The organism is Acinetobacter sp. YH12058, from assembly GCF_013419805.1.
Taxonomy (GTDB): domain Bacteria; phylum Pseudomonadota; class Gammaproteobacteria; order Pseudomonadales; family Moraxellaceae; genus Acinetobacter; species Acinetobacter towneri.
Window position 1 is genome coordinate 92016 of sequence record NZ_VOZL01000004.1, and the last position, 21138, is coordinate 113153.

19 protein-coding genes and 1 pseudogene are annotated in these 21138 nt (G+C 43.4%); 7 read left to right on the top strand and 13 right to left on the bottom strand.

Features of this window, described 5'->3' with window-relative positions:
- Positions 1–42: 42 nt before the first annotated feature.
- From fabG to FTU09_RS04290, 4 genes are all read right to left on the bottom strand, one after another.
- Complete coding sequence (gene fabG, locus FTU09_RS04275) at positions 43–777, bottom strand: 3-oxoacyl-ACP reductase FabG (protein WP_004972328.1); 735 nt, start codon at positions 775–777, stop codon at positions 43–45.
- Positions 774–1760, bottom strand: a complete 987-nt coding sequence (gene fabD / locus FTU09_RS04280) for an ACP S-malonyltransferase (protein WP_180079597.1) — start codon at positions 1758–1760, stop codon at positions 774–776. The genes fabG and fabD overlap by 4 nt, the downstream gene beginning before the upstream one ends.
- Before the next feature lie 204 nt (positions 1761–1964).
- Positions 1965–2147 (bottom strand): 50S ribosomal protein L32, encoded by a 183-nt coding sequence (rpmF, locus tag FTU09_RS04285; protein WP_004972331.1) that lies wholly within the window; start codon positions 2145–2147, stop codon positions 1965–1967.
- A 76-nt stretch (positions 2148–2223) separates the two neighbouring features.
- Entirely contained in the window at positions 2224–2781 is a 558-nt protein-coding gene (locus FTU09_RS04290; RefSeq protein WP_131260705.1) for a DUF177 domain-containing protein, read from the bottom strand.
- A 98-nt stretch (positions 2782–2879) separates the two neighbouring features.
- Between FTU09_RS04290 and FTU09_RS04295 the strand changes: the two genes are divergently transcribed.
- The 6 genes and pseudogenes from FTU09_RS04295 to rluB all read left to right on the top strand — a co-directional run.
- Entirely contained in the window at positions 2880–3542 is a 663-nt protein-coding gene (locus FTU09_RS04295) for an elongation factor P hydroxylase (protein WP_004972334.1), read from the top strand.
- 91 nt (positions 3543–3633) lie between these two features.
- Positions 3634–4251, top strand: a complete 618-nt coding sequence (locus tag FTU09_RS04300; RefSeq protein WP_004972336.1) for an L-threonylcarbamoyladenylate synthase — start codon at positions 3634–3636, stop codon at positions 4249–4251.
- 68 nt (positions 4252–4319) lie between these two features.
- Positions 4320–4592, top strand: a complete 273-nt coding sequence (locus FTU09_RS04305) for a hypothetical protein (RefSeq protein WP_180079599.1) — start codon at positions 4320–4322, stop codon at positions 4590–4592.
- A 227-nt stretch (positions 4593–4819) separates the two neighbouring features.
- The gene (locus FTU09_RS04310) at positions 4820–5614 is read left to right on the top strand and encodes a ScpA family protein (protein ID WP_180062397.1); all 795 of its coding nucleotides are present in this window, start codon (positions 4820–4822) and stop codon (positions 5612–5614) included.
- On the top strand, positions 5611–6204 hold the full coding sequence (gene scpB / locus FTU09_RS04315) for an SMC-Scp complex subunit ScpB (RefSeq protein ID WP_180079601.1): 594 nt from the start codon (positions 5611–5613) through the stop codon (positions 6202–6204). The genes FTU09_RS04310 and scpB overlap by 4 nt, the downstream gene beginning before the upstream one ends.
- Positions 6205–6245: 41 nt before the next feature.
- Positions 6246–7166 (top strand): annotated as a pseudogene (gene rluB / locus FTU09_RS04320) (23S rRNA pseudouridine(2605) synthase RluB); the annotation flags it as partial.
- A 368-nt stretch (positions 7167–7534) separates the two neighbouring features.
- On the opposite strand, the gene bioD reads toward rluB, so the two are convergent.
- The 6 genes from bioD to bfr all read right to left on the bottom strand — a co-directional run bounded on the left by bioD (position 7535) and on the right by bfr (position 12921).
- Complete coding sequence (gene bioD / locus FTU09_RS04325) at positions 7535–8185, bottom strand: dethiobiotin synthase (RefSeq protein WP_096902081.1); 651 nt, start codon at positions 8183–8185, stop codon at positions 7535–7537.
- Positions 8182–8991, bottom strand: a complete 810-nt coding sequence (gene bioC, locus FTU09_RS04330) for a malonyl-ACP O-methyltransferase BioC (protein ID WP_179988531.1) — start codon at positions 8989–8991, stop codon at positions 8182–8184. Before bioC ends, bioD begins: the two co-directional genes overlap by 4 nt.
- A gap of 8 nt (positions 8992–8999) precedes the next feature.
- Positions 9000–10157, bottom strand: a complete 1158-nt coding sequence (locus tag FTU09_RS04335; RefSeq protein ID WP_180079605.1) for an 8-amino-7-oxononanoate synthase — start codon at positions 10155–10157, stop codon at positions 9000–9002.
- Positions 10154–11437 (bottom strand): adenosylmethionine--8-amino-7-oxononanoate transaminase, encoded by a 1284-nt coding sequence (gene bioA, locus FTU09_RS04340; protein WP_180079650.1) that lies wholly within the window; start codon positions 11435–11437, stop codon positions 10154–10156. The genes FTU09_RS04335 and bioA overlap by 4 nt, the downstream gene beginning before the upstream one ends.
- A 99-nt stretch (positions 11438–11536) precedes the next feature.
- Positions 11537–12268 (bottom strand): alpha/beta fold hydrolase, encoded by a 732-nt coding sequence (locus FTU09_RS04345; protein ID WP_096902085.1) that lies wholly within the window; start codon positions 12266–12268, stop codon positions 11537–11539.
- Between the two features lie 188 nt (positions 12269–12456).
- Positions 12457–12921, bottom strand: coding sequence for a bacterioferritin (gene bfr, locus FTU09_RS04350; protein WP_004972356.1), 465 nt, complete (start codon positions 12919–12921; stop codon positions 12457–12459).
- A gap of 324 nt (positions 12922–13245) precedes the next feature.
- Here bfr and FTU09_RS04355 point away from each other — a divergent pair, with 324 nt between their 5' ends.
- Positions 13246–14307: an aldehyde reductase gene (locus FTU09_RS04355; protein WP_180079607.1), complete on the top strand. Its 1062-nt coding sequence runs from the start codon at positions 13246–13248 to the stop codon at positions 14305–14307.
- Positions 14308–14393: 86 nt separating this feature from the next.
- On the opposite strand, the gene ligA is transcribed toward FTU09_RS04355, so the two are convergent.
- The 3 genes from ligA to smc all read right to left on the bottom strand — a co-directional run bounded on the left by ligA (position 14394) and on the right by smc (position 21130).
- Positions 14394–16430: an NAD-dependent DNA ligase LigA gene (gene ligA / locus FTU09_RS04360; protein WP_004972359.1), complete on the bottom strand. Its 2037-nt coding sequence runs from the start codon at positions 16428–16430 to the stop codon at positions 14394–14396.
- A gap of 184 nt (positions 16431–16614) precedes the next feature.
- A complete protein-coding gene (locus FTU09_RS04365; RefSeq protein ID WP_179988528.1) occupies positions 16615–17664 on the bottom strand; it encodes a cell division protein ZipA C-terminal FtsZ-binding domain-containing protein in 1050 nt (349 codons plus the stop codon).
- Position 17665: 1 nt separating this feature from the next.
- Positions 17666–21130, bottom strand: coding sequence for a chromosome segregation protein SMC (gene smc, locus FTU09_RS04370; RefSeq protein ID WP_180079609.1), 3465 nt, complete (start codon positions 21128–21130; stop codon positions 17666–17668).
- Positions 21131–21138: the final 8 nt, after the last annotated feature.

A 21138-nucleotide genomic window follows, 5' to 3' on the forward strand; every position in this document is an offset into this window, starting at 1 on the left:
GTTTAATTGAATCTATAAAATTTTGAAAGTTTATACTTGAGCTTAGCTCATGTATAAACCACCATTTACGTGTAACACTGTACCAGTGATGTAACCAGCTTTGTCAGAAGCCAAGAAACTCACTGCATTTGCGATATCTTGTGGATCACCTAAACGGTTTAATGCCACTTGCTCACTCATTTTTTTGCGAATTTCTTCACTTAGCTGATCTGTCATTTCAGTTGCAATAAAGCCCGGAGCAACCGAGTTTACTGTAATTTGACGACTGCCCATTTCTTTGGCAAGGCTACGGCTGAATGCTTCAATACCGGCTTTTGCCGCAGAATAGTTCGCTTGTCCTGGGTTCGCAAAATGTGCTACCACAGAACTAATATTAATAATGCGTCCAAAACGTGCTTTGGTCATGCCCTTCAAGACACGTTTAGATAAACGGTAAACTGCCTTTAAGTGAATGTTGAGAATGTCATCCCAATCATCTTCTGACATACGCAGTAACAAATTATCTTTGGTAATGCCCGCATTGTTAACTAAAACCAAAACTGAACCATAGCTTTGTTCAATTTCAGAAACCAATGCATCAATGGCTGCACCATCACGGACATCCAATACTTTACCTGCACCGTTTTCTGCAAAACTTGCCGATAATTTTTCTGCGCCCGCTTCAGAAGTGGCAGTACCTACCACAAAAAAACCGTCTTGAATGAGTTGCTGAGCGATGGCTGCACCAATCCCTCGGCTTGCACCTGTGACTAATGCAACTTTACGTTCTTGTGTCATGCAATTTTCCCTTCTGCCACTAAAATGGCATTTAGTGCATCTTCCATACGACTTTGTGTGTCGAGTGGGAATGCTTTTTCGATATTCGGTAAACGCTTCGCAAGATTCGCCAATACGTTGCCTGGGCCACATTCCACGATATATTCAATACCCTGATCTTGTAGGTATTGCATGGTTTGTGTCCACTGCACCGATTGGTACAATTGCGCAGTGAGTGCCTGACCTAATTGCGCAACATCTGCCGCGATTCCAGCGTTGACATTTTGTATTACAGGAATACGCGGTAGCTCAATGGCAGTTTGTTCCAAAGCTTGTGCAAACTGTTCGGCAGCAGGTTTCATCAATGAACAGTGTGAAGGTACAGATACAGGCAGGGCAATGGCTTTACCGCCATTTTCTTTGGCCAATGCCATTACTGCTTCGACTAAAGTTTTATCGCCTGCAATAACCACTTGCCCTTGTGCATTGTAGTTGGCTGCTTCTACCGAGCCACGACCTTGCACATTCACTTGTTCACATAGCTCAAGCACTTTGGCATCTTCAAGGCCTAAAATGGCAGCCATTGCGCCCTGACCTTGTGGCACAGCGTTTTGCATTAATTTGCCGCGCAAGTTTACCAGTTTAACGGCATCGCCCAAGCTCAAGCTTCCTGCAGCTACTAATGCGCTGTATTCGCCCAATGAGTGTCCTGCCAAATATTTTGGTGCAACACCACCCAACTCTAACCACACATGCCATAAAGCGATACTTGCAGTGAGTAATACAGGCTGAGTAAATTCTGTTTGGTCTAAACCTTCACCACTTTGTGCAATGTGCCATAAGTCAAAGCCAATCGCTTCAGAGGCTTCTGCAAATGTTTCGCGCACACCGCTAAACTGTTCTGCAAGCTCAGCCAACATACCGGCTTTTTGTGAGCCTTGACCAGGAAAGACAAATGCAGTTTTAGTGGCTTGAGCTACTTGCTCGAGTCGTTTAGCAGACATAAAAAATCCTTTAATTAAGATGCGCAAATTGTAGTTTTTTGCAGCTACAACCCACACCTTCTCATGTAAGCTCAGTTATGGAGCGGAAATTTAACACTTAATTTTGTTTTTAGTAATTGCCAAATACAACAAAAATCGGGCACAAAAAAAGGGAGCTTACGCTCCCATTTTTTCTACTAAGCTTGACGCTTAATACATCACCAATTATTCAGCATCTGCTTTAGCGAATAATTGACGACCACGGTAGAAACCATCTTTAGTTACGTGGTGACGACGATGAGTTTCACCAGTAGCTTGGTCTACAGTTAATGCATTCTCGGTTAAAGCGTCATGTGAACGGCGCATGTCACGGCGAGAGCGACTTTTACGGTTTTGCTGAACGGCCATGATGGCTCCTTACAAAGATCGAAAAAATGGATCAGAACAAATTGAGTTGTCTTAACTAAAAATTATAACATAATTTTCAGTTAAGTTTACCTTTCAAACTTGCCAAAACATCAAACGGATTATCACGTTTTTCTTCGGCAATGTTCTGAATGGCAGGTTGATGCTTATGCTCGCAAGCGTCATGCTTAGGAGATAAAGGCAACAACAATAACAATTCATCTTCTATAAGTGACAGTAAATTAGCCGTCGCAGGCGAATCATAATCGCCTTTGGTGGTGGCTTCACTTTCACCTAATACAATGAAATCAGCATCCTCATCCAAGCGCTCTATCAGTGACTCATCATCCACAAGAGCTAGATGAAAATCTGAAACGAGGTCTATTTCTACAGAACCCAAGCAGCGCTGGCATTCCATTGGAACTCTCGTTTCAATATGACCATCTAGCCATACAATGCGATGATACGCATCCATTGATAGCTTACAGTCTATGTTAACCAATTGATCATCAATTGATCCAACAGCTTCACGGGCGATACGAGCAAAGCGAGACAATGGCAGGTTACCTGACCATGTAAAGCCCTGTTCAGCCCATTTAAACGGCTCAATCTGTGCCGGAAAGGTATTTGCTGACATAATTAAGGCGGCAATTCTACAAATTCATCAGTACTCTGTCAAAGATTAAGATACAATTTTGTACTTATTTAGACAGACCAATTTTGGGTAACACAGTCATGCATCTGTTGCAGCCGCAAACAGAAGTGAATTTTTCATCACTTGTGAGCACACTTCCAACCACCAATTCTGACACTTCGCACCCCCAAGTGCAACTCTCGGACTGGGCAAAACTCAATACAGAAACGGAACAGGTGGACTGGCTCATCTTACACTTTAATCACTGGTTTTCCCACCTAAATGTGAACTTGGTCAAAGGTGATTTTGAACCTGAGTACTTTCCTGCCACGGTAACACAGCCTGCACGAATTCAATTTGCACATGGTTTCTTTAATAGTGCCTTGCATGAAATTAGCCATTGGTGCATTGCAGGCGAACAACGACGTTTATTGCCAGACTTAGGCTATTGGTATGCTCCCGATGGTCGCACTCAGGAACAACAAGCCTTATTTGAACAGGTTGAAATTAAGCCTCAAGCCATTGAATGGCTATTTGCTCAAGCGTTTGGACGTAAATTCCGTGTATCTTTAGATAACCTGACCGGTGAAGGTGGAGATGGCCGCACATTTAAAGACAATGTCTTTGCCCAAGTACAGCGTTATTTTAACGGAGAAGCCAAATTACCACGCGATGCAAAACGCTTTATTGAATGTATTTGTTACTGCACCCGAGGTGGCAAAACATTACAAATTGCAGAGTTTGAACGAAAAAATTTGGATTAAATGCAATAAAGCACAAGGCAATGATTGCAACTGACATCAATCCCCTTTCATAATGAGCCTAACGTCACATTTACGCTACTGAGGAATTCATATGTTGCATTTAAGAGTACATCCTGAAAATCCACAGCCGCGTCTAATCAGCCAAGCGGTTGAACGCATACGCGCAGGCGATGTGGTGGTCTATCCAACCGATGCTGCTTATGCGATTGGTTGCCAAATTGGTAATAAAAACGCGATGGAGCGCATTTCACAAATTCGTGGTTTAGGCGCAAAACACCAATACGCCATTATTTGTGCCGATTTATCGGATATTGCCACCTACGCCAAAGTGGACAATGCCATGTATCGTCTGCTGAAAAACAATACGCCTGCGGTCACCACATTTATTTTACCTGCGACCAGTGAAGTTCCACGTCGCTTGATGCATCCCAATAAAAAAACCATTGGTTTGCGTATTCCAAGCAACCCTATTTGTCGCATGCTGCTTAAAGAATTAGGCGAACCGTTACTGACCAGTACCCTGATTTTACCGGGGCAAGAAGACCCTTTAGATGATCCATACGAGATTGATCTACAACTCAACAAACGTATTGATGTACTGATTGATGGTGGCTTAGGCACACTTAGCACCACCAGTATTATTGATTTATCGGGCGACAACCCGCAAATTGTGCGTCGTGGTGTGGGAGATGTGAGTGCTTTTGAATAAGCATTCACTACCTGCAAAGTGATTGACAGCACTACGGTTTAAAAGCCTTACTTGCACGAATTAAACCGATGACTTTATTTCAGGTATTGTTAAATTTGCAGCAGTTTTCGGATGAGATGCACATTTATGTGCAACATCCGTGGACGCTAGATTCCGATGCAATCGTGTGTTCCCAAACTGCATTCACAGCAACAATACCTGAACCTCCCGATTCTTATACTTACTTTTTAGATGCAGCACTATGTAAAGCACTTTTAGCGCAATCGCAAACTCGTAATCTGTGTTTACAAGACAGCTGCATGGCAATGATTGAATACGCATTACAGAATAAACAGAAATAAATACTTAAAGATTGAATGAGTTAATTTTTACAACTTGCCTTAAATCTCCCTCAATCCCGATTTATTTTAGGCTTTTTTTGATATTTGGTCGTAGAACAGATTTATTTCAATCACGATATCCTTTAGACTAGCCGCTATTAATTCTGAGCTATTTCTCCATCTCCTTCTTATCTGAAGCGGAAATAGCATTTGCATGCTTTTGAAAATTCGCGTGGCCCAACACTGTAATGAATCAATCCCTCCACAATGCGATGGAACCTGCCCAACACATTCGTGTGTTAGATGAGTGGCAAGAGTCGATTCCTGAGGATTTGTATATTCCTCCTGCAGCATTTGAAATTCTGTTAGAGCATTTCGAAGGACCACTCGACTTTTTAATTTACCTGATTCAAAAAAATGGCTTCGATTTACTTCAGTTAGATATTGCCCCGATTGCATCGCAATATTTGTCGTATATGGATGCCATGAAATCGCTAAATATTGAACTGACTGCCGATTATATGGTGATGGCGGCATTACTGGCCGATTTAAAATCCCGCCTGTTGTTGCCTAAACCTGCAAGTATCAGCAGCATTGAAAAAGACCCAAAACAAGAGCTGATTGACCGTTTAGAAACCTATTTAAGAGTCAAGCAAGCAGCTGAACGCTTGGGGCAAATGTCTGTTTTGGAACGCGATACCTTTGCTACCAATCTTAGCTTAGGGCATACCGCAGTCAATAATGTTGGCTATGCAGCCGATCAATTACGTGATGCCTTGTTCTGTATTTTTAATCGTCCTGAACCTGTCACCCATCAAGTTTTGCAAGAACCTGTTTTACTTGAAGAACGGATTGCATTTATTGAAGCCAAACTCGCATCGGGTGAAGTACTAAGTTTTGACGCGTTGCTTAAACCAAGTCAGGGACGCATGGGCATGGTGGTGACCTTTATGGCGATTTTAGAACTGACCCGCCAGCAAAAAGTGTGCATTATCAGCAGCGGTATTGAAGCACCATTGAGCATTCAAGGGGCGCAGACATGAATCCAGAACCAATAATTTCAAGCTTGTCTGAAGGCGAACAACAGCATGAAGTGCTGATGCAACTCGAAGCAATTATTTTTGCCAGTGACAGTGCTGTGTCTTTAGCACGTCTGAAAGAAGCGTTTCAAGATAAGTACAGCAAAGCGCAATTGCGCCAGTTTTTACAACAATTGGCCATGTTACAACATGGTCGCTCGATTGAACTGATCGAAACCGTACAAGGTTTCCGTTTTCAGGTGCGGGCAAAGTATCGTACAATTATTACACAGGTATGGCCTGAACGTCCGACCCGACTTTCACCCTCACTGCTAGAAATACTGGCTGTGATTGCCTACCACCAACCTGTGACCCGTGCAGATATTGAACAAATTCGCGGAGTATCAAACAATAGTCAAATTTTACGTACATTGTTTGATTGGAACTGGATTAAAGAATCAGGTTTCCGAGAACTCCCAGGAAGACCTGCGTTGTTGGTTACAACGCCTCAATTTTTAAATGCGTTTGGCTTGAATTCCTTAAGTCAATTGCCTCCCCTACAGGATGCCAAGGAAGCTTTCATGGCACTCGATGCATCTGCGTCTGTGTCTTGAATAGGTAAACTGTTGATGATCATTTCTAAGGTTATGCTGTCATGAGTGAAAAGTTGCAAAAGGTACTCGCACGAGTAGGCTTGGGTTCTCGCCGTTATATGGAAGAAGTCATTGCCGCTGGTCGTGTGAGTGTCAACGGCCAAGTTGCCCAAGTGGGTGAACGTATCGAACCAGGTGATGAGCTTCGCATCGATGGTCGTAAAGTTCAGTTCCAAATTGAAGATGAAATTCGTCGTCGTGTTCTGATTTACTATAAACCAGAAGGCGAAATTTGCTCACGCAACGACCCTGAACAGCGCCCAACTGTATTTGATAACCTGCCTGCAATTGCCAATGATCGTTGGGTAATGGTTGGTCGTCTGGACATTAACTCGACAGGTTTATTGCTATTCACCAACGATGGTGAATTAGCCAACCGTTTAATGCACCCATCGAACGAAATTGAACGTGAATATGCAGTTCGTGTGATGGGTGAAGTGACACCACAACTGAAAAACAACATGCTGCGCGGCGTAGTGCTAGATGATGGCCCTGCCAAGTTTGAATCTTTCTCTGAAATTGGCGGTGATGGTATTAACCGCTGGTATCAAGTGGTGGTAAAAGAAGGTCGTAACCGCGAAGTTCGTCGTATTTTTGAATCACAAGGTCTGAAAGTCAGCCGTCTATTGCGTACCCGTTACGGCACGGTAATTTTACCGCGTGAATTGCGTACAGGTCGCTGGATGGAATTGGATAAAAATGACATCGACAACCTTGCCAAAGCAGTTGAATTAAAACCACGTCAAGGCACAGGTTTGTACGGCATGGCAAAACGTCGCAATGAGCGTATGCAAGAAAAACCATTGGCAGCACGTCGTGGTGGTTTCTTGCGTCAGCAACGTCGTGACACCGAAGAAGCTGCACAAAACACAGGTTTTGCACCGCGTGAACGTCGTCAGGACGGTAACAGTTACGGCAACCGCGAACCACGCCAAGACGGTAACAGTTACGGCAACCGTGAGCGTCATCAAGATGGTAACAGCTATGGCAACCGCGAACGTCGCCAAGATGGCAACAGCTATGGCAACCGTGAACGTCGCCAAGATGGTAACAGCTATGGCAACCGTGAACGTCATCAAGATGGCAATAGCTACGGCAACCGAGAACCACGTCAGGATGGTAACAGCTACGGCAACCGTGAACGCCGTGACGAAAATGCACCACGCAAACCGTTTGGCAATAAAAGCTTTAAAAAATTCTAAAAGCTGAAATACGCCAAATTGATAAAAAGCCACACGTTCATGTGTGGCTTTTTTATTGGGCAAATTGGTTGGACAAAAAATAATAAAAATTAAATATTTGGCAATACAGGAATTTCAATCCACTGTGCTTTTGGAAAGCTTTTTGACAAATAATTTTTTAAATATTTGGCAGTATCCTGCGAAATTAAAGGGTCTTGTGATTCATCGTTCAAATTATATGCCAATGCATGTAAATTCAAACCACGTGTTTTTAAAGCTTCCAAACTGAGCAAAGTGTGGTTAATACTGCCCAAACGCCCAGAACTCACCAAAATAACAGGATATTGTTTTTGCTCAATATAGTCGATGGTGAGTAGGTCTGTGGTCAGCGGCACCATGAGTCCACCCGCACCTTCTAATAATACTGCATCATACTTTGCTGCCAGTTGCGCAGTCGCAGCCTCAATTTTAGCAAAGTCAATCTCACGACCATCAATTTGTGTAGCCAAATGCGGTGAAGCAGGATAGCTAAAAATTTCAGGCATGGTGAGTTTGTCATCATCTTCAGGCAACCATTCACTGCCCATAATTTTACGATGCTGCTCAATATCTTCTGAAACGTCTTGATTGCCCGTTTGAATCAGTTTTTGGGTAATGGTCTGAATACCCTGTTCATTCATGGTCTTGGCTAAATAACCCGTGGCATAGGTTTTGCCAATCCCTGTATCAATACCACTCACAAAATAGACTTGAGCTGTCATGGCATTCTCCGTGCAAGACAATAAATAGGATGATACGTGAGCGTATAACTTTTTTGCTGTGAGCTATGCTGCTGACTAAACTGTTCATAGCCCCGATAAAATTCGGTTAAAGTCGTTTTGTTCCAACGCTGCCCTTGTGCTGTACCCGTGACACCTGTGGCTTTTAAATGCTGCAAAATCTGTTTGGGATGTTCAAAACTTAATGATTCAAGCTGCTCTGAACAGTGTAATACTTCAAAGCCCTGCTGTTTAAGCTGTTGTTGTAACGCATCCATACTCAAATAATGTAAGCCTTGACCTGTTAATTGCTTAATTTCAGTCAAGTTTTGAGGGCCAAACGTCGAAAAGCACAAATACCCTTGCGGCTTTAACGCTTGATTCGCCTTGCGCAATAATGCTCCAAAATCTTCCACCCATTGCAAAGCCGAACTCGAACAAATTAAATCCAAAGACTGCGGAAAATCGAGCTGTTCTATATCGCCAATTAAGCCATGAATTTGCGTACTAGTTGTTTGAGGATGATGCAGATACGCATGCAACACTTCGGCATATAAATCATTTAAAGTCAGCTGTTGAATTTGAAATTCACGCAGTAGCAAGTCGGTTAAATTCCCTGAACCACAGCCGATTTCCAAGACGTTTTCAAAGCAAGGCTGAGGTTGATCTGACAACTTTTGCTGCACAATATATTGCTGCATTTTTGCCATTAACTGCTGACAAATTTGCTGCTGTACCACGGCATGCGTTTTATAACTCTGATGAGCGCGGGCAAAACGCTGTGCCACTTGTGCCTTATCTATACGCATACGCACACTCAAAGCAAATCCAGTAACTGTGTTAAATCTGCCGTTTCAAATTGCGTATTTAAACAAATCCGCAGTCGTGAGCTGCCTTGCGGTACAGTCGGCGGACGTACAGGCATCACATAAAAACCTGCAGTCTGTAACTGTTGGGCTTTGCTTACAGTTGCAGTAGAGTCGCCAATAATCACAGGTACAATTTGCGAAGTCGATGGGCAGGTAAAACCTTTGGCCTGAATCCCCTGCTGCATATATAAGCTCAAAGCAGCCAAATGCTGACGCTGTGTCTGCATGTGCACAATCTGATTCAGCATAAACTGCGTCCATGCCATACAAATAGGTGGCTGTGCGGTACTAAAAATTAGCGGGCGCATTCGATTAATCAGGTAATCGCGGATAATCGGATCACAGATCAAATATCCCCCAACTGAAGCAACAGCTTTACCAAACGTCCCGACCAGAAAATCAATGGCATCAATCACGTCATATAGTTCGGCACAGCCCAAACCTTGCTGCCCACGCACACCAATCGCATGTGCTTCATCGACATATAACATAACTTTGGCAAACTGCTGTTTCAGCGCGACCAATGCGGCTAAATCAGTTTCATCACCATCCATACTAAAAATGGATTCAGTCACCACAATAATGCGTTCATAATTGTCATCAGCATGATATTGCATCAGCAATTGCTGCAAATGTGCCAAATCATTATGCCGATAACGCAAATATTTGGCAGATGACAAACGAATGCCGTCAATCATGCTGGCATGTACCAGTTTATCGGCCAAAATTAGGGTTTTCGCATCTGCCAATGCAGGTAAAATACCAATATTCATGTGATAGCCGCTATTAAACAGCAAGGCAGCTCGCCCATGAAATAATTGCGTTAATGTGGCTTCAAGCTGTTCACAGGCAGGGAAATTTCCAGTCAGTAAACGTGATGAAGATGCACTCATTAAACGCTGTGCATTCGGTGTTTCATCAAAAAACTGTTCACGTAAGCGCAAATCAGAGGCTAAACCCAAATAATCATTGGAAGATAAATTCAGCATCTGCTGTTGCTGAATTTCAATCGTTTTACCTTGCTGTTGATTGCTGCGAAACTGACGAAAATTACCCTGTTGGCGAAGCTGATCAAGCTGTTCTGCATAGTGATCGAGTAAACTCATGCGCTCGCTCCTTGCATGCCTGCCACCACCTCAGCCAATTGCTGCAATAAAGTATTTAGTTCTGCTGCTGTAATCACATACGGCGGCATCACATAAACCAATTTACCAAATGGACGCACCCAAATACCGCGTTGCACAAATTCTTGTTGCAAGCTTTGCATATCGACAGCATGTTTAAGTTCTACCACACCAATTGCACCTAAAACCCGCACATCCTGCACCCATGCCAAATTAGCCAATGGCGTTAAATGCTGTTCAAGTTGCTGCTGAATGCGTTGAATATTGGCTTGCCAGTCTTGTTCTAATAATAATTGGGTACTTTTTACTGCAACCGCGCAAGCCAGTGGATTTGCCATAAAGGTCGGGCCATGCATAAACACACCTGCCTCACCCTGCGAAATCATTTCTGCAACATGCTTCGTGGTCAATGTGGCAGACAAAGTCATATAACCGCCTGTCAGCCCTTTGCCGATACACATAATATCGGGTTCGACCTGAGCATGTTCCCATGCAAACAACTTGCCTGTACGCCCAAAACCTGTGGCAATTTCATCAAAAATTAACAACACATCATATTGCTCACAAAGCAATTTGGCTTGACGCAAATATTCAGGATGATAAAAACGCATGCCGCCTGCACCTTGCACAATTGGTTCAATAATCATGGCGGCAATCTGCTGATGATGCTCTACCAAACTTTGCGCCAATTCTACAATATCGGCAGGATTCCACTCTTGGTCAAAACCTGTTTGTGGTGCAGATACAAAATAACGACGCGCCAAACTTGAGCCAAAAACCTGATGCATCCCTGTAACAGGATCACAAACCGACATGGCATTCCATGTATCGCCATGATAGCCAGAACGGGTGGTAATAAAATTGGTTTTCTCGGTTTTGCCTTGTGCTGTCCAGTATTGCACCGCCATTTTCAGCGCCACTTCAACAGCAACTGAACCTGAATCTGCATAAAAAATTTTATCTAAACTCGGTGGGGTAATTTCGAGCAGCAAACGCCCTAACTCAATAGCAGGACGATGGGTCAATCCACCAAACATGATATGCGCCATACTGTCGAGTTGCTCGGTCACAGCACGGTTCAGTTTAGGATGGTTGTAGCCATGAATCGCACACCACCACGATGACATGCCATCAATCAACTGGCGACCATCTTCAAGTTCAATGGTGCTGCCAAATGCCCGCTTAACCTTAAAGGTTGTTAAGGGCTGAGTCATAGAGGTGTAAGGATGCCAAAGATGTTCACGATCAAAAGCCAAATCCATCTGTTCTGTCATCCCACCATCATCCTTGATCTTGTAAAAAACTTGATGTGCTAAATCTTAAACCTGTCTACAGATAAAATAAATTGCGAGATTTGTCACTTATGGACCTGTTGGCGGGTTTTTCTGTAAATATTGGCAGATTTTGCTAGTCAACTCATCGGCATGGAACAATGGCAGCCCATGCGAGCCTTGCAAAACATCTACGCTTAAAAACTTTGCAGCTAAATTTTGCAGTTTAGCTGCAACTTTGCAATCAACTAAAACATCCTGCTCGGCAAAAAGATGATACTGCAGACCTGTATAATTTTTAAGCTTAGTCACCAAGTTTAAGTTTTCCAATAAATCCAAACCGTGTTGAAGCAAAGATTGCGGCTGTGGCTGAACCAAACTTTGTAATTGTAATAGGTCGGTTTTACTACTAGTGACACCCTGACACACCATAAAACCAAAACGCTTTAGGGTCAGAATTGGGTCTTGTGCAAAAGATTGTTTAAACTGGGCAAACGTGGCTTGTGGCATAGCGGTATCCCAATCGGCTTGTGCAACAAAACACGGATTGGATGCAATGGTAATTAAGGTTTTATATCCTGCATATTGGCTGGCAATCGCATCGACCAGTAGCGTTGCCAATTGCCCACCCAGTGACCAGCCCATAATTACATCAAACTGACGTGCAAATTCAACCTGTTGCTGCATGACTTGAGCATCAGTAGCGTTAAAAATATTGATGAGCTCAACCCGAAAACCTTGTGCAGTTAAGGCTTGCTGTAACGGATTTAAGAGTGCAGTACCACCGCCCCAGCCTGTAATCAATAAAATCTGTTGTTGCACGTGGCTTGCTCTCAAGTTAGAAAATCACCTCAGTATAATACTGAATCGGCTCAATCGACATCTGCAAAGCACCAAGATACATCCTTAAAAAAACCAATTGATATAAAAAAGCCAATCTATAAAAACCGATCTATAAAAAAACCCGACTTATCATAAATCGGGTTTTGGTCTATTTTGCTTTGATCAGATTACATTTGCGATTGAATGTAGTTTTGTAAACCAATCAATTCAATTAAACGTAATTGTTTTTCCAACCAGTACGTATGATCTTCTTCTGTGTCGGTCATTTGCTGACGCAACATATCACGGCTGACATAATCGCCTTTTTCTTCACACAATTTTACGCCTTGCGCCAATTTTTCACGTACTTCGTATTCCAGTTTTAAATCGGCTTTTAAGCAAGACACCACATCTTCACCCACGTCGATGTCATCGCGCTGCATATTTGGAGTGCCTTCAAGGAACAATACACGACGAATTAAAGCATCGGCATGCTGCGCTTCTTCCTGCATTTCATGGTCAATGCGCTCAAAAATTTTGCTTAAACCCCAATCTTCATACATACGCGAATGAATCAGGTATTGATCGCGAGCAGCCAGTTCGCCACCAATCAACATATTTAAATAGTCTACGACTTCTGGATTGCCACGCATTTGCTGTACTCCCTTTCTTAATCCAGTCATTATGGACACATTCAGGCAAAATTGCAAAAGTTAATTATTGTAAACCCATGATTTTTATAAAATTAAAATGAGAAACATACGCATTTGCAATATAACTTAAAAATTCCCATATATAAAACAACTGCTTGGCAAAACTTAGCTTTAAAAATGACAATACAATGATTTTGCATCATTTTGTAAATATTGAAAGAAACCATACTTTGACGCTCAAGTATCGTAAAAAACGCCTAAAAAGCGGATTTTAAAACCCAGCTGCTTTATGATAGTCACGAGTTCCATCACTTTCTTAAAATAATGACAAATCTAAATACATCTGCACCCATTTTAGTCACAGGCGCAACAGGCTATATTGCCAGTTGGGTCATTAAAAACCTGCTTGAACAAGGACATACCGTACACGCGACGGTGCGTGATCTGAATAAAACCCACAGTTTTCAACATCTGACTGATATCGCGGCAAAAAGCACAGGCAACTTACAATTATTCCAAGCCAACTTACTTGAAGAAGGTGCTTTTGATGCCGCCATGCAAGGTTGTGAAATCGTGCTGCACATGGCCTCGCCTTTTGTGGTCACCAATTATAAAGATGCAGTTAAAGACATTATTGAACCTGCCGTCATAGGCACCGAAAATGTATTAAACAGCGTTAATCGTACTGCATCGGTAAAGCGTGTAGTGGTGACTTCAAGTATTGCTGCAACCTATGGCGATGCGATTGATATTTTAAATACGGCCAATAATCGCTTTGATGAAAGTCACTGGAATACCAGCAGCAACCCTGAGCATCAGCCTTATCCTTATTCAAAAGTGGCAGCTGAACGCAAAGCTTGGGAAATGGCAAAGGCACAAAACCGCTGGGATTTGGTCTGTATCAACCCTGCTTTGGTGCTTGGCCCATCGTTGACCAAAAACACCCAATCGGGCAGCGTGGAAGTGTTATTGCAGTTTGCCAACGGTATGACCTTGGCTGGTGTCCCTGCTATGTGGAATGGCATTGTCGATGTGCGTGATGTTGCCGATGCTCACATTCAGGCCGCATTCAACCCTGCTGCTGAAGGTCGCTATATTATTAGCGGTGGCACACTCAGCTTATTGGAAATGGGCAAAATTTTAGCGCAGCACTTTGGACGTAAATACCCTTTCCCACGCAATCAGTTACCTAAATTTGCCTTTAAAGCCTTTGGCCCTCTACTTGGTTTTTCCCGTAAATTTGTGGAACTGAATATGGGCTACCCAATTTATTTTAATGCGGAAAAAAGTCAGCGTGAATTGGGTATGCACTACCGCAATATTGAAACCAGTCTAGTCGAACATTTTCAGCAACTCATTGATGATGGCATTGTGAAGAAACGTTAAACCTTCGACTTCTCTCAGTAAAAACCAAGGCACTTCATCGTTGAAGTGCCTTTGTACCTATTAGTGGATAAAATGTAGGATGATGCTTATTCAAGCACACCATATTCCTGCATCAGCTGAATAAACTCAGCTTCATTCATGACCTGCACACCCAACTTCTCGGCTTTTTCCAGCTTTGAGCCAGCTTTCTCACCCGCCACGACACATTTGGTTTTACCCGAAACACTACCACTCACCCGTGCACCCAAAGCCTGCAACAACTGAGTCGCTTCATCGCGTCCCATTTGGCTCAACGTCCCTGTAATCACCCAACTTTCACCATTCAAAGGCTGACGTGTCGGTGCAATCGGAGCATCCCAATGAATGCCTGCAGCTAATAAACGATCCAACACTTCTAAATTATGCGGCGCTTGGAAAAAGTCCAAAATCCATTCTGCCGTAATATCTCCCACATCTGGAGTTTTCTTTAACGCTTCTAAATCAGCTTCACGCAAAGCCTCTAAAGTCTGAAAAGTATTGGCAAGCATCCGCGCGGTGGTTTCGCCCACACCACGAATTCCCAAGGCATAAATAAACGCAGCCAAAGTAGTTTTTTTGCTGTTTTCAATCGAGTCAATCAAGTTTTGAACCGACTTCTCACCCATTTTTTCAATGCCGAGCAAAGTGTCGCGGTGTTCGTGTAAATGATAAATATCAGCCACATTTTGTAGCAAGTTCAGATGCAGTAATGACTCCACCCAACGATCACCCAAACCTTCAATATCCATGGCTTTACGTGACACAAAATGACGAATCGCTTCAATACGCTGTGCCGCACAATACAAACCGCCTGAACAACGCGCCAAAGCCTCACCTTCAGGCATCACCACAGGCGAATCACACACAGGGCATTGTTCAGGTAAATGCACTTCTTGCGCATCGGCAAGGCGAAATTCAGGCCAGACTTTTTCAACTTTGGGAATCACATCACCACTACGGTAAACACTGACCGTATCGCCTAAACGCACATCCAAACGGTGAATTTCACCAATATTATGCAAAGTAACATTGGATACCGTCACACCACCTACCGCAACGGGGTTTAAACGTGCCACAGGCGTCAACGTACCTGTGCGCCCCACTTGCCAATCAATATTTTCAATGGTGGTTAAAGCGGCAACTGCAGGGAATTTATAGGCAGTCGCCCAGCGCGGCTCACGACTTAAAAAGCCCAATTGCTGTTGCTGTTTCAAGTCATTGACCTTGACCACCATGCCATCAATTTCAACGCTTAAATTCGGACGCTCAAGGTTAATTTGCTCATAGGCCGCCTGAACATCTTGAATGCTCTTGCAGACAAAATGACGTTCGCCAATTTCAAAACCAAACTGCCCCAACCATGCCAAACTGTCGGACATGGTGCTTTGTCCATGAGGCGGCACACATTGCGCAATGCCATAAGCATAGAATGCTAAAGGACGTGAAGCCGCAATATTCGGGTCTAACTGACGCAAACTGCCTGCTGCTGCATTGCGTGGATTGGCAAAGGTTTTTTCACCTTTGGCTGTATTGGCCGCATTGAGTTTTTCAAAACCAAGTTTTGGCATCAACACTTCACCACGCACTTCCAAAAATTCAGGAATAGCCGTTTCTGTCGCACTCAAAACTTTCGGTAAATTGCGGATAGTTTTGACGTTGTGGGTAATGTCTTCCCCTGTTTCCCCATCACCACGGGTCACACCACGCACTAAAACACCATGTTCATACCAAAGTGAAATCGCCAAACCATCAAATTTGAGTTCGACATCGTATTCAATATTTTGGTTGGGCAAACGCTCTTCGACACGTCTTGCAAAGGCAAATAATTCTTCCTGATTAAACACATTGCCTAAAGACAACATTGGCACAGCATGTGTAACCGTGGTGAACTTTGCCAAAGGTGTGCCACCGACTTTATTGGTCGGTGTATCGGGTTGAACTAAATCTGGATACTGTTGTTCCAACGCTTTTAGTTGATGGAAAAGCTGATCATATTCACTGTCTGCAATTGTCGGTTGATCCATCACATAATAGGCATGATTGTGCTTGGCAAGCAGTTGAATCAATTGACGCATTTGCGCCACGACGGTTAAATCTACAGACATATTTTCCACCATAAAAAAGGGCGGTCTTGTTCCGCCCTTCAATTTTTTCTATGTAGCGCATGCTACAGCTTGTATTGCTGCGCACATTATAAAAATGCGGCTGCAAAGTTGCAATTTATCCTACTGCACTCAGTTCATTTGCCAAACACTTGACGTAGCTTATACCCAGTACGAGATCGCAATTCTAGACATGACTTGCCTGACCAGCACGATAATCTATCGCCTGATGACGCCAGTGTTCACGTAATTGTGGAGTAAACTCTAAATGGTTTTGGTCATAGACCGTTCCATCAATTTCACGTGCAATCAGTCCTGAAATGCTGACCATGGTATCAAAGGCATTTTGCACATCGCTGTGCGGCAAAGCGAGGAAGAACGCTAAACCTTTAACTTGTTCGCTCGATAAAGTTTCTAAATCAAAACCATCTGCGCCTTCATCATTAATTTGTAAAACTGAAAATAATAATTTAGTGCCATCTTCGTTATAGCGATGGAAACATGACATTTCACCGAAACGTAAACCATATTTCATCAAGACTTTTAAGGCTTTATCGCCCGAAAGTATGCGACGTTCAGGGAAGACATTCAGCGCGATAAAAGATTCAGCGGTTGCCAAGGCACTTTCTTCATCCATGATTTTTTGTTCATGCAAATGCGAATCTAAAATGCTGCTTTCTTCATTAAATTCTGAAATTTCGGCAGTTTCAATGTGTTGATTCAGACTGTATTCAGTCGAAGCTTTGTTTTGCTCGACAGTCTGCGCATTCGGTTCAGTTTCTACAATCACTTGCTGAATTTCATCCGATAATGAATATTCTGAAGTTGTCGCTGTCGGGCTTGGCGTGTCTTGTGCAACTTCAGACTTCGATATCGTTGTGGATGGATCAAGCTCAGAATTTTCTGTATTTGCCTGCAAACTCGGTTCAACTTTGTCAGTTTCTGTGCTTGAAGAAGCCACGACATCATCCGTTAAAGCCTGTGGTTCAGACTTGGCAGGCGCATCTTGCGTAACTTCATCTACCGTTAAAGTCGGCTCCACACGCGGTGGCGTAGCGTCGCTTTGCAATTGGTCACGTACATGGCGTGGAATAATCGGTTTTTGGCTTTCTGCATTAAATTGCAGTTCCGAATCTAAGGATGGCGCTGAATCTACAGGTTTTTTTAGAATCATTTTCAAACCAAACGCCATGATCACAATAGCGATGACAATTCCAACGATTGTGGTGATTTCCATATTATGCCTCCGCGACTAGGCCGTATTCTGCGGCTTCTTCTAAATTTACGGTTACTAATTTTGAGGTTCCCGGTTCAGGCATGGTAACACCTAAGAGGTCGGTTGCCATCGTCATAGCAAGTTTATTATGTGTAATGTAAATGAATTGCACTTGTTCAGAAAGTTCTTTTACTAAATTACAAAAGCGCCCCACGTTAGCATCATCTAACGGTGCATCAACTTCATCGAGTACGCAAAATGGCGCTGGGTTTAAACGGAAGATTGCAAAAACCAAAGCCAAAGCTGTCAGTGCTTTTTCACCCCCTGAAAGTAAGGCCAAAGAACTGTTGCGCTTACCCGGTGGACGCGCCATCAATTTCACCCCAGATTGCCAGTCATCTTCCAAGCTCAGACTCGCTTCACCGCCATTAAAGACTTTAGGAAACAACTCCTGCAATTCGGTATTCACCTGATCAAAAGTATTCATAAACAGTTTACGAGTTTCCTGATCAATACTTTTCATTGCCGCCTGTAACTGCGAAACGGTATTTTCCAAGTCTTCAATTTGATGGCTTAATTCTGCAAAACGGGCAGATACTTCTTCATATTCTTCCGAAGCCGCCAAATTGACCGCACCCAATTTATCAAACTGTTGCTGCGCTTTCGCCAGTTTTTGTTGATGCGCAGCGACATCAATCTGCAAACCTGTGATGATCTCGCTGTTTAAATCTTTTAACTGTTCAGAATAATGCTGATAGTCCGACTTTGCCGATTGCCATGCCAAGCGCTTTTCTTCGAGTTTGGCACGTAATTGTTCATCTTGCTGCTGTTGCTGCTGCCGTTGCTCGGTCAGTTGCTGCTGTTTGGACTGCACACTGTTCAATTCCACTTGCCATTCCTGCCAAGTTTTTTGCAGCTTTTTAGTCTGCTGCTGCTGCTCTGAAAACTGAGTTTCCAAGTCAGGCAATTCCAACTGAACAGGATCGACAAACTTTTTGGCTTGTTCCATTTGCGCCACAATTTGTTGATATTGTGCTTTTAAGAAAGTGGCATCTTTTTCTAACAGTTCAATTTGCTGCTGAGTTTGTACCGCTTGACGACGTAACAGATCCACTTCTTGTTGCTGCTGCTGAAACTGTTGCTGTGAACTATCCAGCTGCTCATTCAGCTGCTCGACCTGAAATTGCAAGATTTTATACTGCGGTAAGGCTTGCTCAAGTTTAAAAGCCAAAGCATGCAAATCAATTTCCAGATCATCTTTTTGCATGGCATCTTCTTCAAGCTGCTCATCTAATTGTGCCAATTGATGCTGTAATTGCTGTTGCTGTACTGCAAAAGCCTGTGCCGCACTTTCGGCTTTCGCCATTTGCACATCTAGCGTTTGCAAGGCTTGCTGTTGCTGTTTGAGCTGTTGCTGTTGTTGCTGCAATTGCTGCTGCAACTGTTTTACCTGTTGCTGCAATTCAGGCAGTTGCTGTTCTGCTTGCTCATATTGTGGCAGTTGCAACGCCAACGCCTGTTCAATTTCATCCAAGCGAATCCGATGGCTTAATGCCCCTTGCCCTGCCTGTGCCGCTTCATCATAAAACAGCCCGATTACCCAGTCTGCTCCCACATGATAACCATCTAAACTAAGGATAGACTGCCCTGCTTGTAATTGCACTTGCAATGCCAAAGCCTGCGATAAACTTTCTGTAATTGCGACACTTTGCCACAAGCTACTTTGCGGTGAAGCAATCCAGTCACTGAGCGACTCACACCCCGAAAGCTGTATTTTTGATGTTTTTGAATCTACAGCCAAATGAATTTTTAGCTGACGTGCGCAGCTGTCCTGAAATTCAATATCTGCTTCTACCACCTGCGCAGATAACCATTTAGCCAAGAACTTTTCAATTAAATTGGCATGTGGTTTCGCCACATCTGCAAGTTGTAATACTTGCATCAACTGCACCACATCGGTTTGGGCTTTTGGACTTTGCTTAATGAGCAATTGATTGAGGTTTTTCTGTTCTGACTGCAAAATCTGAATCTCAGATTTTAAGGTCGCACACTGTGCTTTGTGCTCATTATAGTTGGTCTGCAACGTGGCGAGTTGCTGAGTGCTGTCTTGAATATTCTGTTCTAGTGTTAGCATTTCAGCCTGCAAGCGGGTCTTTTCGTCTTGCAGTTGTTGCATTCCCTCTTGCTGATCTTGCGGCTGAATTTGTGCAAACTGCTGTGTCAGGGTTTGTTTTTGCTGTTCAATACGGCTGATATTTTTGGCTAACTGCTCACTTTGCGCCTGCATGTGCACATGCTTTTGTTGTTGCTGTTCTACTTGCGCTTTGACTTGGGCATATTGTGCAGCTTGGGTTTGTTGCTGTGCTTTTAAATCCTGAAATTGCTGGCTCTGCTGCTGCGCCAAATGATCTTGCTGCTGTAGATTTTCCTGTTGGTTTTCTTGCTGATCGACCAAACTCTCTAGCTGCAATTCAATCAACTGCAAACGCTCTTTGGTTTGTGCTTTTTGTTGTTCCAATTGCGATAAGGTTGCAGTATTTTGCTGAAACAAACTTTGTTTTTGTTCCAGTGTCATTTTCAATTCAGCCAGTTTTTTTTCTGCCTGCTGCCATTCTTGCTGCAACGGCGTCGATTGCTGAATCAAACGCTGAAACAATTCACTGGTTGCAGTTAAATCATGTTCCAATGTGGTCAGCTCCGAGCGTACCAGTTTAAAGCTTTCCCCAAGTTCATTCATACTCAAGGTATATTCTTGCTGTAAACGTGCACTGTGTTCGCATTGAAAAGACAGCACTTCGACTTTAATGGTACGAATTTCACTCTCAAGTGCTTTGTACTGAATGGCTGTTTCGGACTGACGCTTTAAAGTTTTCAGCTGTGATTTGAGTTCAGCTGCAATATCTTCCAAACGCGCAAGGTTTTGTGTGGTGTGATCCAAATGCAACATGGTTTCACGACGACGCGCCTGATAACGTGACACACCTGCGGCTTCTTCAATAAACACCCGCATTTCTTCAGGTTTGGCATCGACCAAACGGTTGATCATGCCCTGTTCAATAATTGCATATGAACGTGGGCCTAGACCTGTGCCTAAGAAAATATCGGTAATGTCACGACGGCGGCATTTGGTACCATTTAAAAAATATTCTGACTTGCCATCACGGTTGACCTGTCGACGGACTGACAGTTCATTATAGGCATTATAGGCACCGCCTAATTTGCCGTAGGTATTATCAAAACGCAGTTCTACACTGGCCACGCCCACTGGTTTACGCTTGGCGGTGCCCGTGAAAATGACATCCTGCATACTGCCGCCACGCAACTGGCGCGCACTAGATTCGCCCATCACCCAACGAATGGCGTCAATCACATTGGATTTACCACAACCATTCGGCCCCACCACAGCGGTACGGTTGGCTTTAAAATGTAAGGTCGTACTGTCGGCAAAAGATTTGAAGCCAGAAAGTTTTAAACTGCTTAAACGCATAATGTCCC

Excerpts from the sequence above, each read along its gene's own strand:
- FTU09_RS04355 (WP_180079607.1), top strand. The coding sequence starts at position 13,246 with ATGACAAATCTAAATACATCTGCACCCATTTTAGTCACAGGCGCAACA.
- fabG (WP_004972328.1), bottom strand. The coding sequence starts at position 777 with ATGACACAAGAACGTAAAGTTGCATTAGTCACAGGTGCAAGCCGAGGG.
- fabD (WP_180079597.1), bottom strand. The coding sequence starts at position 1,760 with ATGTCTGCTAAACGACTCGAGCAAGTAGCTCAAGCCACTAAAACTGCA.
- FTU09_RS04300 (WP_004972336.1), top strand. The coding sequence starts at position 3,634 with ATGTTGCATTTAAGAGTACATCCTGAAAATCCACAGCCGCGTCTAATC.
- bioC (WP_179988531.1), bottom strand. The coding sequence starts at position 8,991 with ATGCGTATAGATAAGGCACAAGTGGCACAGCGTTTTGCCCGCGCTCAT.
- ligA (WP_004972359.1), bottom strand. The coding sequence starts at position 16,430 with ATGTCTGTAGATTTAACCGTCGTGGCGCAAATGCGTCAATTGATTCAA.
- FTU09_RS04365 (WP_179988528.1), bottom strand. The coding sequence starts at position 17,664 with ATGGAAATCACCACAATCGTTGGAATTGTCATCGCTATTGTGATCATG.
- bfr (WP_004972356.1), bottom strand. The coding sequence starts at position 12,921 with ATGCGTGGCAATCCAGAAGTCGTAGACTATTTAAATATGTTGATTGGT.
- bioD (WP_096902081.1), bottom strand. The coding sequence starts at position 8,185 with ATGACAGCTCAAGTCTATTTTGTGAGTGGTATTGATACAGGGATTGGC.
- FTU09_RS04305 (WP_180079599.1), top strand. The coding sequence starts at position 4,320 with ATGACTTTATTTCAGGTATTGTTAAATTTGCAGCAGTTTTCGGATGAG.
- FTU09_RS04290 (WP_131260705.1), bottom strand. The coding sequence starts at position 2,781 with ATGTCAGCAAATACCTTTCCGGCACAGATTGAGCCGTTTAAATGGGCT.
- scpB (WP_180079601.1), top strand. The coding sequence starts at position 5,611 with ATGAATCCAGAACCAATAATTTCAAGCTTGTCTGAAGGCGAACAACAG.
- rpmF (WP_004972331.1), bottom strand. The coding sequence starts at position 2,147 with ATGGCCGTTCAGCAAAACCGTAAAAGTCGCTCTCGCCGTGACATGCGC.
- bioA (WP_180079650.1), bottom strand. The coding sequence starts at position 11,437 with ATGGATTTGGCTTTTGATCGTGAACATCTTTGGCATCCTTACACCTCT.
- FTU09_RS04295 (WP_004972334.1), top strand. The coding sequence starts at position 2,880 with ATGCATCTGTTGCAGCCGCAAACAGAAGTGAATTTTTCATCACTTGTG.
- FTU09_RS04335 (WP_180079605.1), bottom strand. The coding sequence starts at position 10,157 with ATGAGTTTACTCGATCACTATGCAGAACAGCTTGATCAGCTTCGCCAA.
- FTU09_RS04310 (WP_180062397.1), top strand. The coding sequence starts at position 4,820 with ATGAATCAATCCCTCCACAATGCGATGGAACCTGCCCAACACATTCGT.
- smc (WP_180079609.1), bottom strand. The coding sequence starts at position 21,130 with ATGCGTTTAAGCAGTTTAAAACTTTCTGGCTTCAAATCTTTTGCCGAC.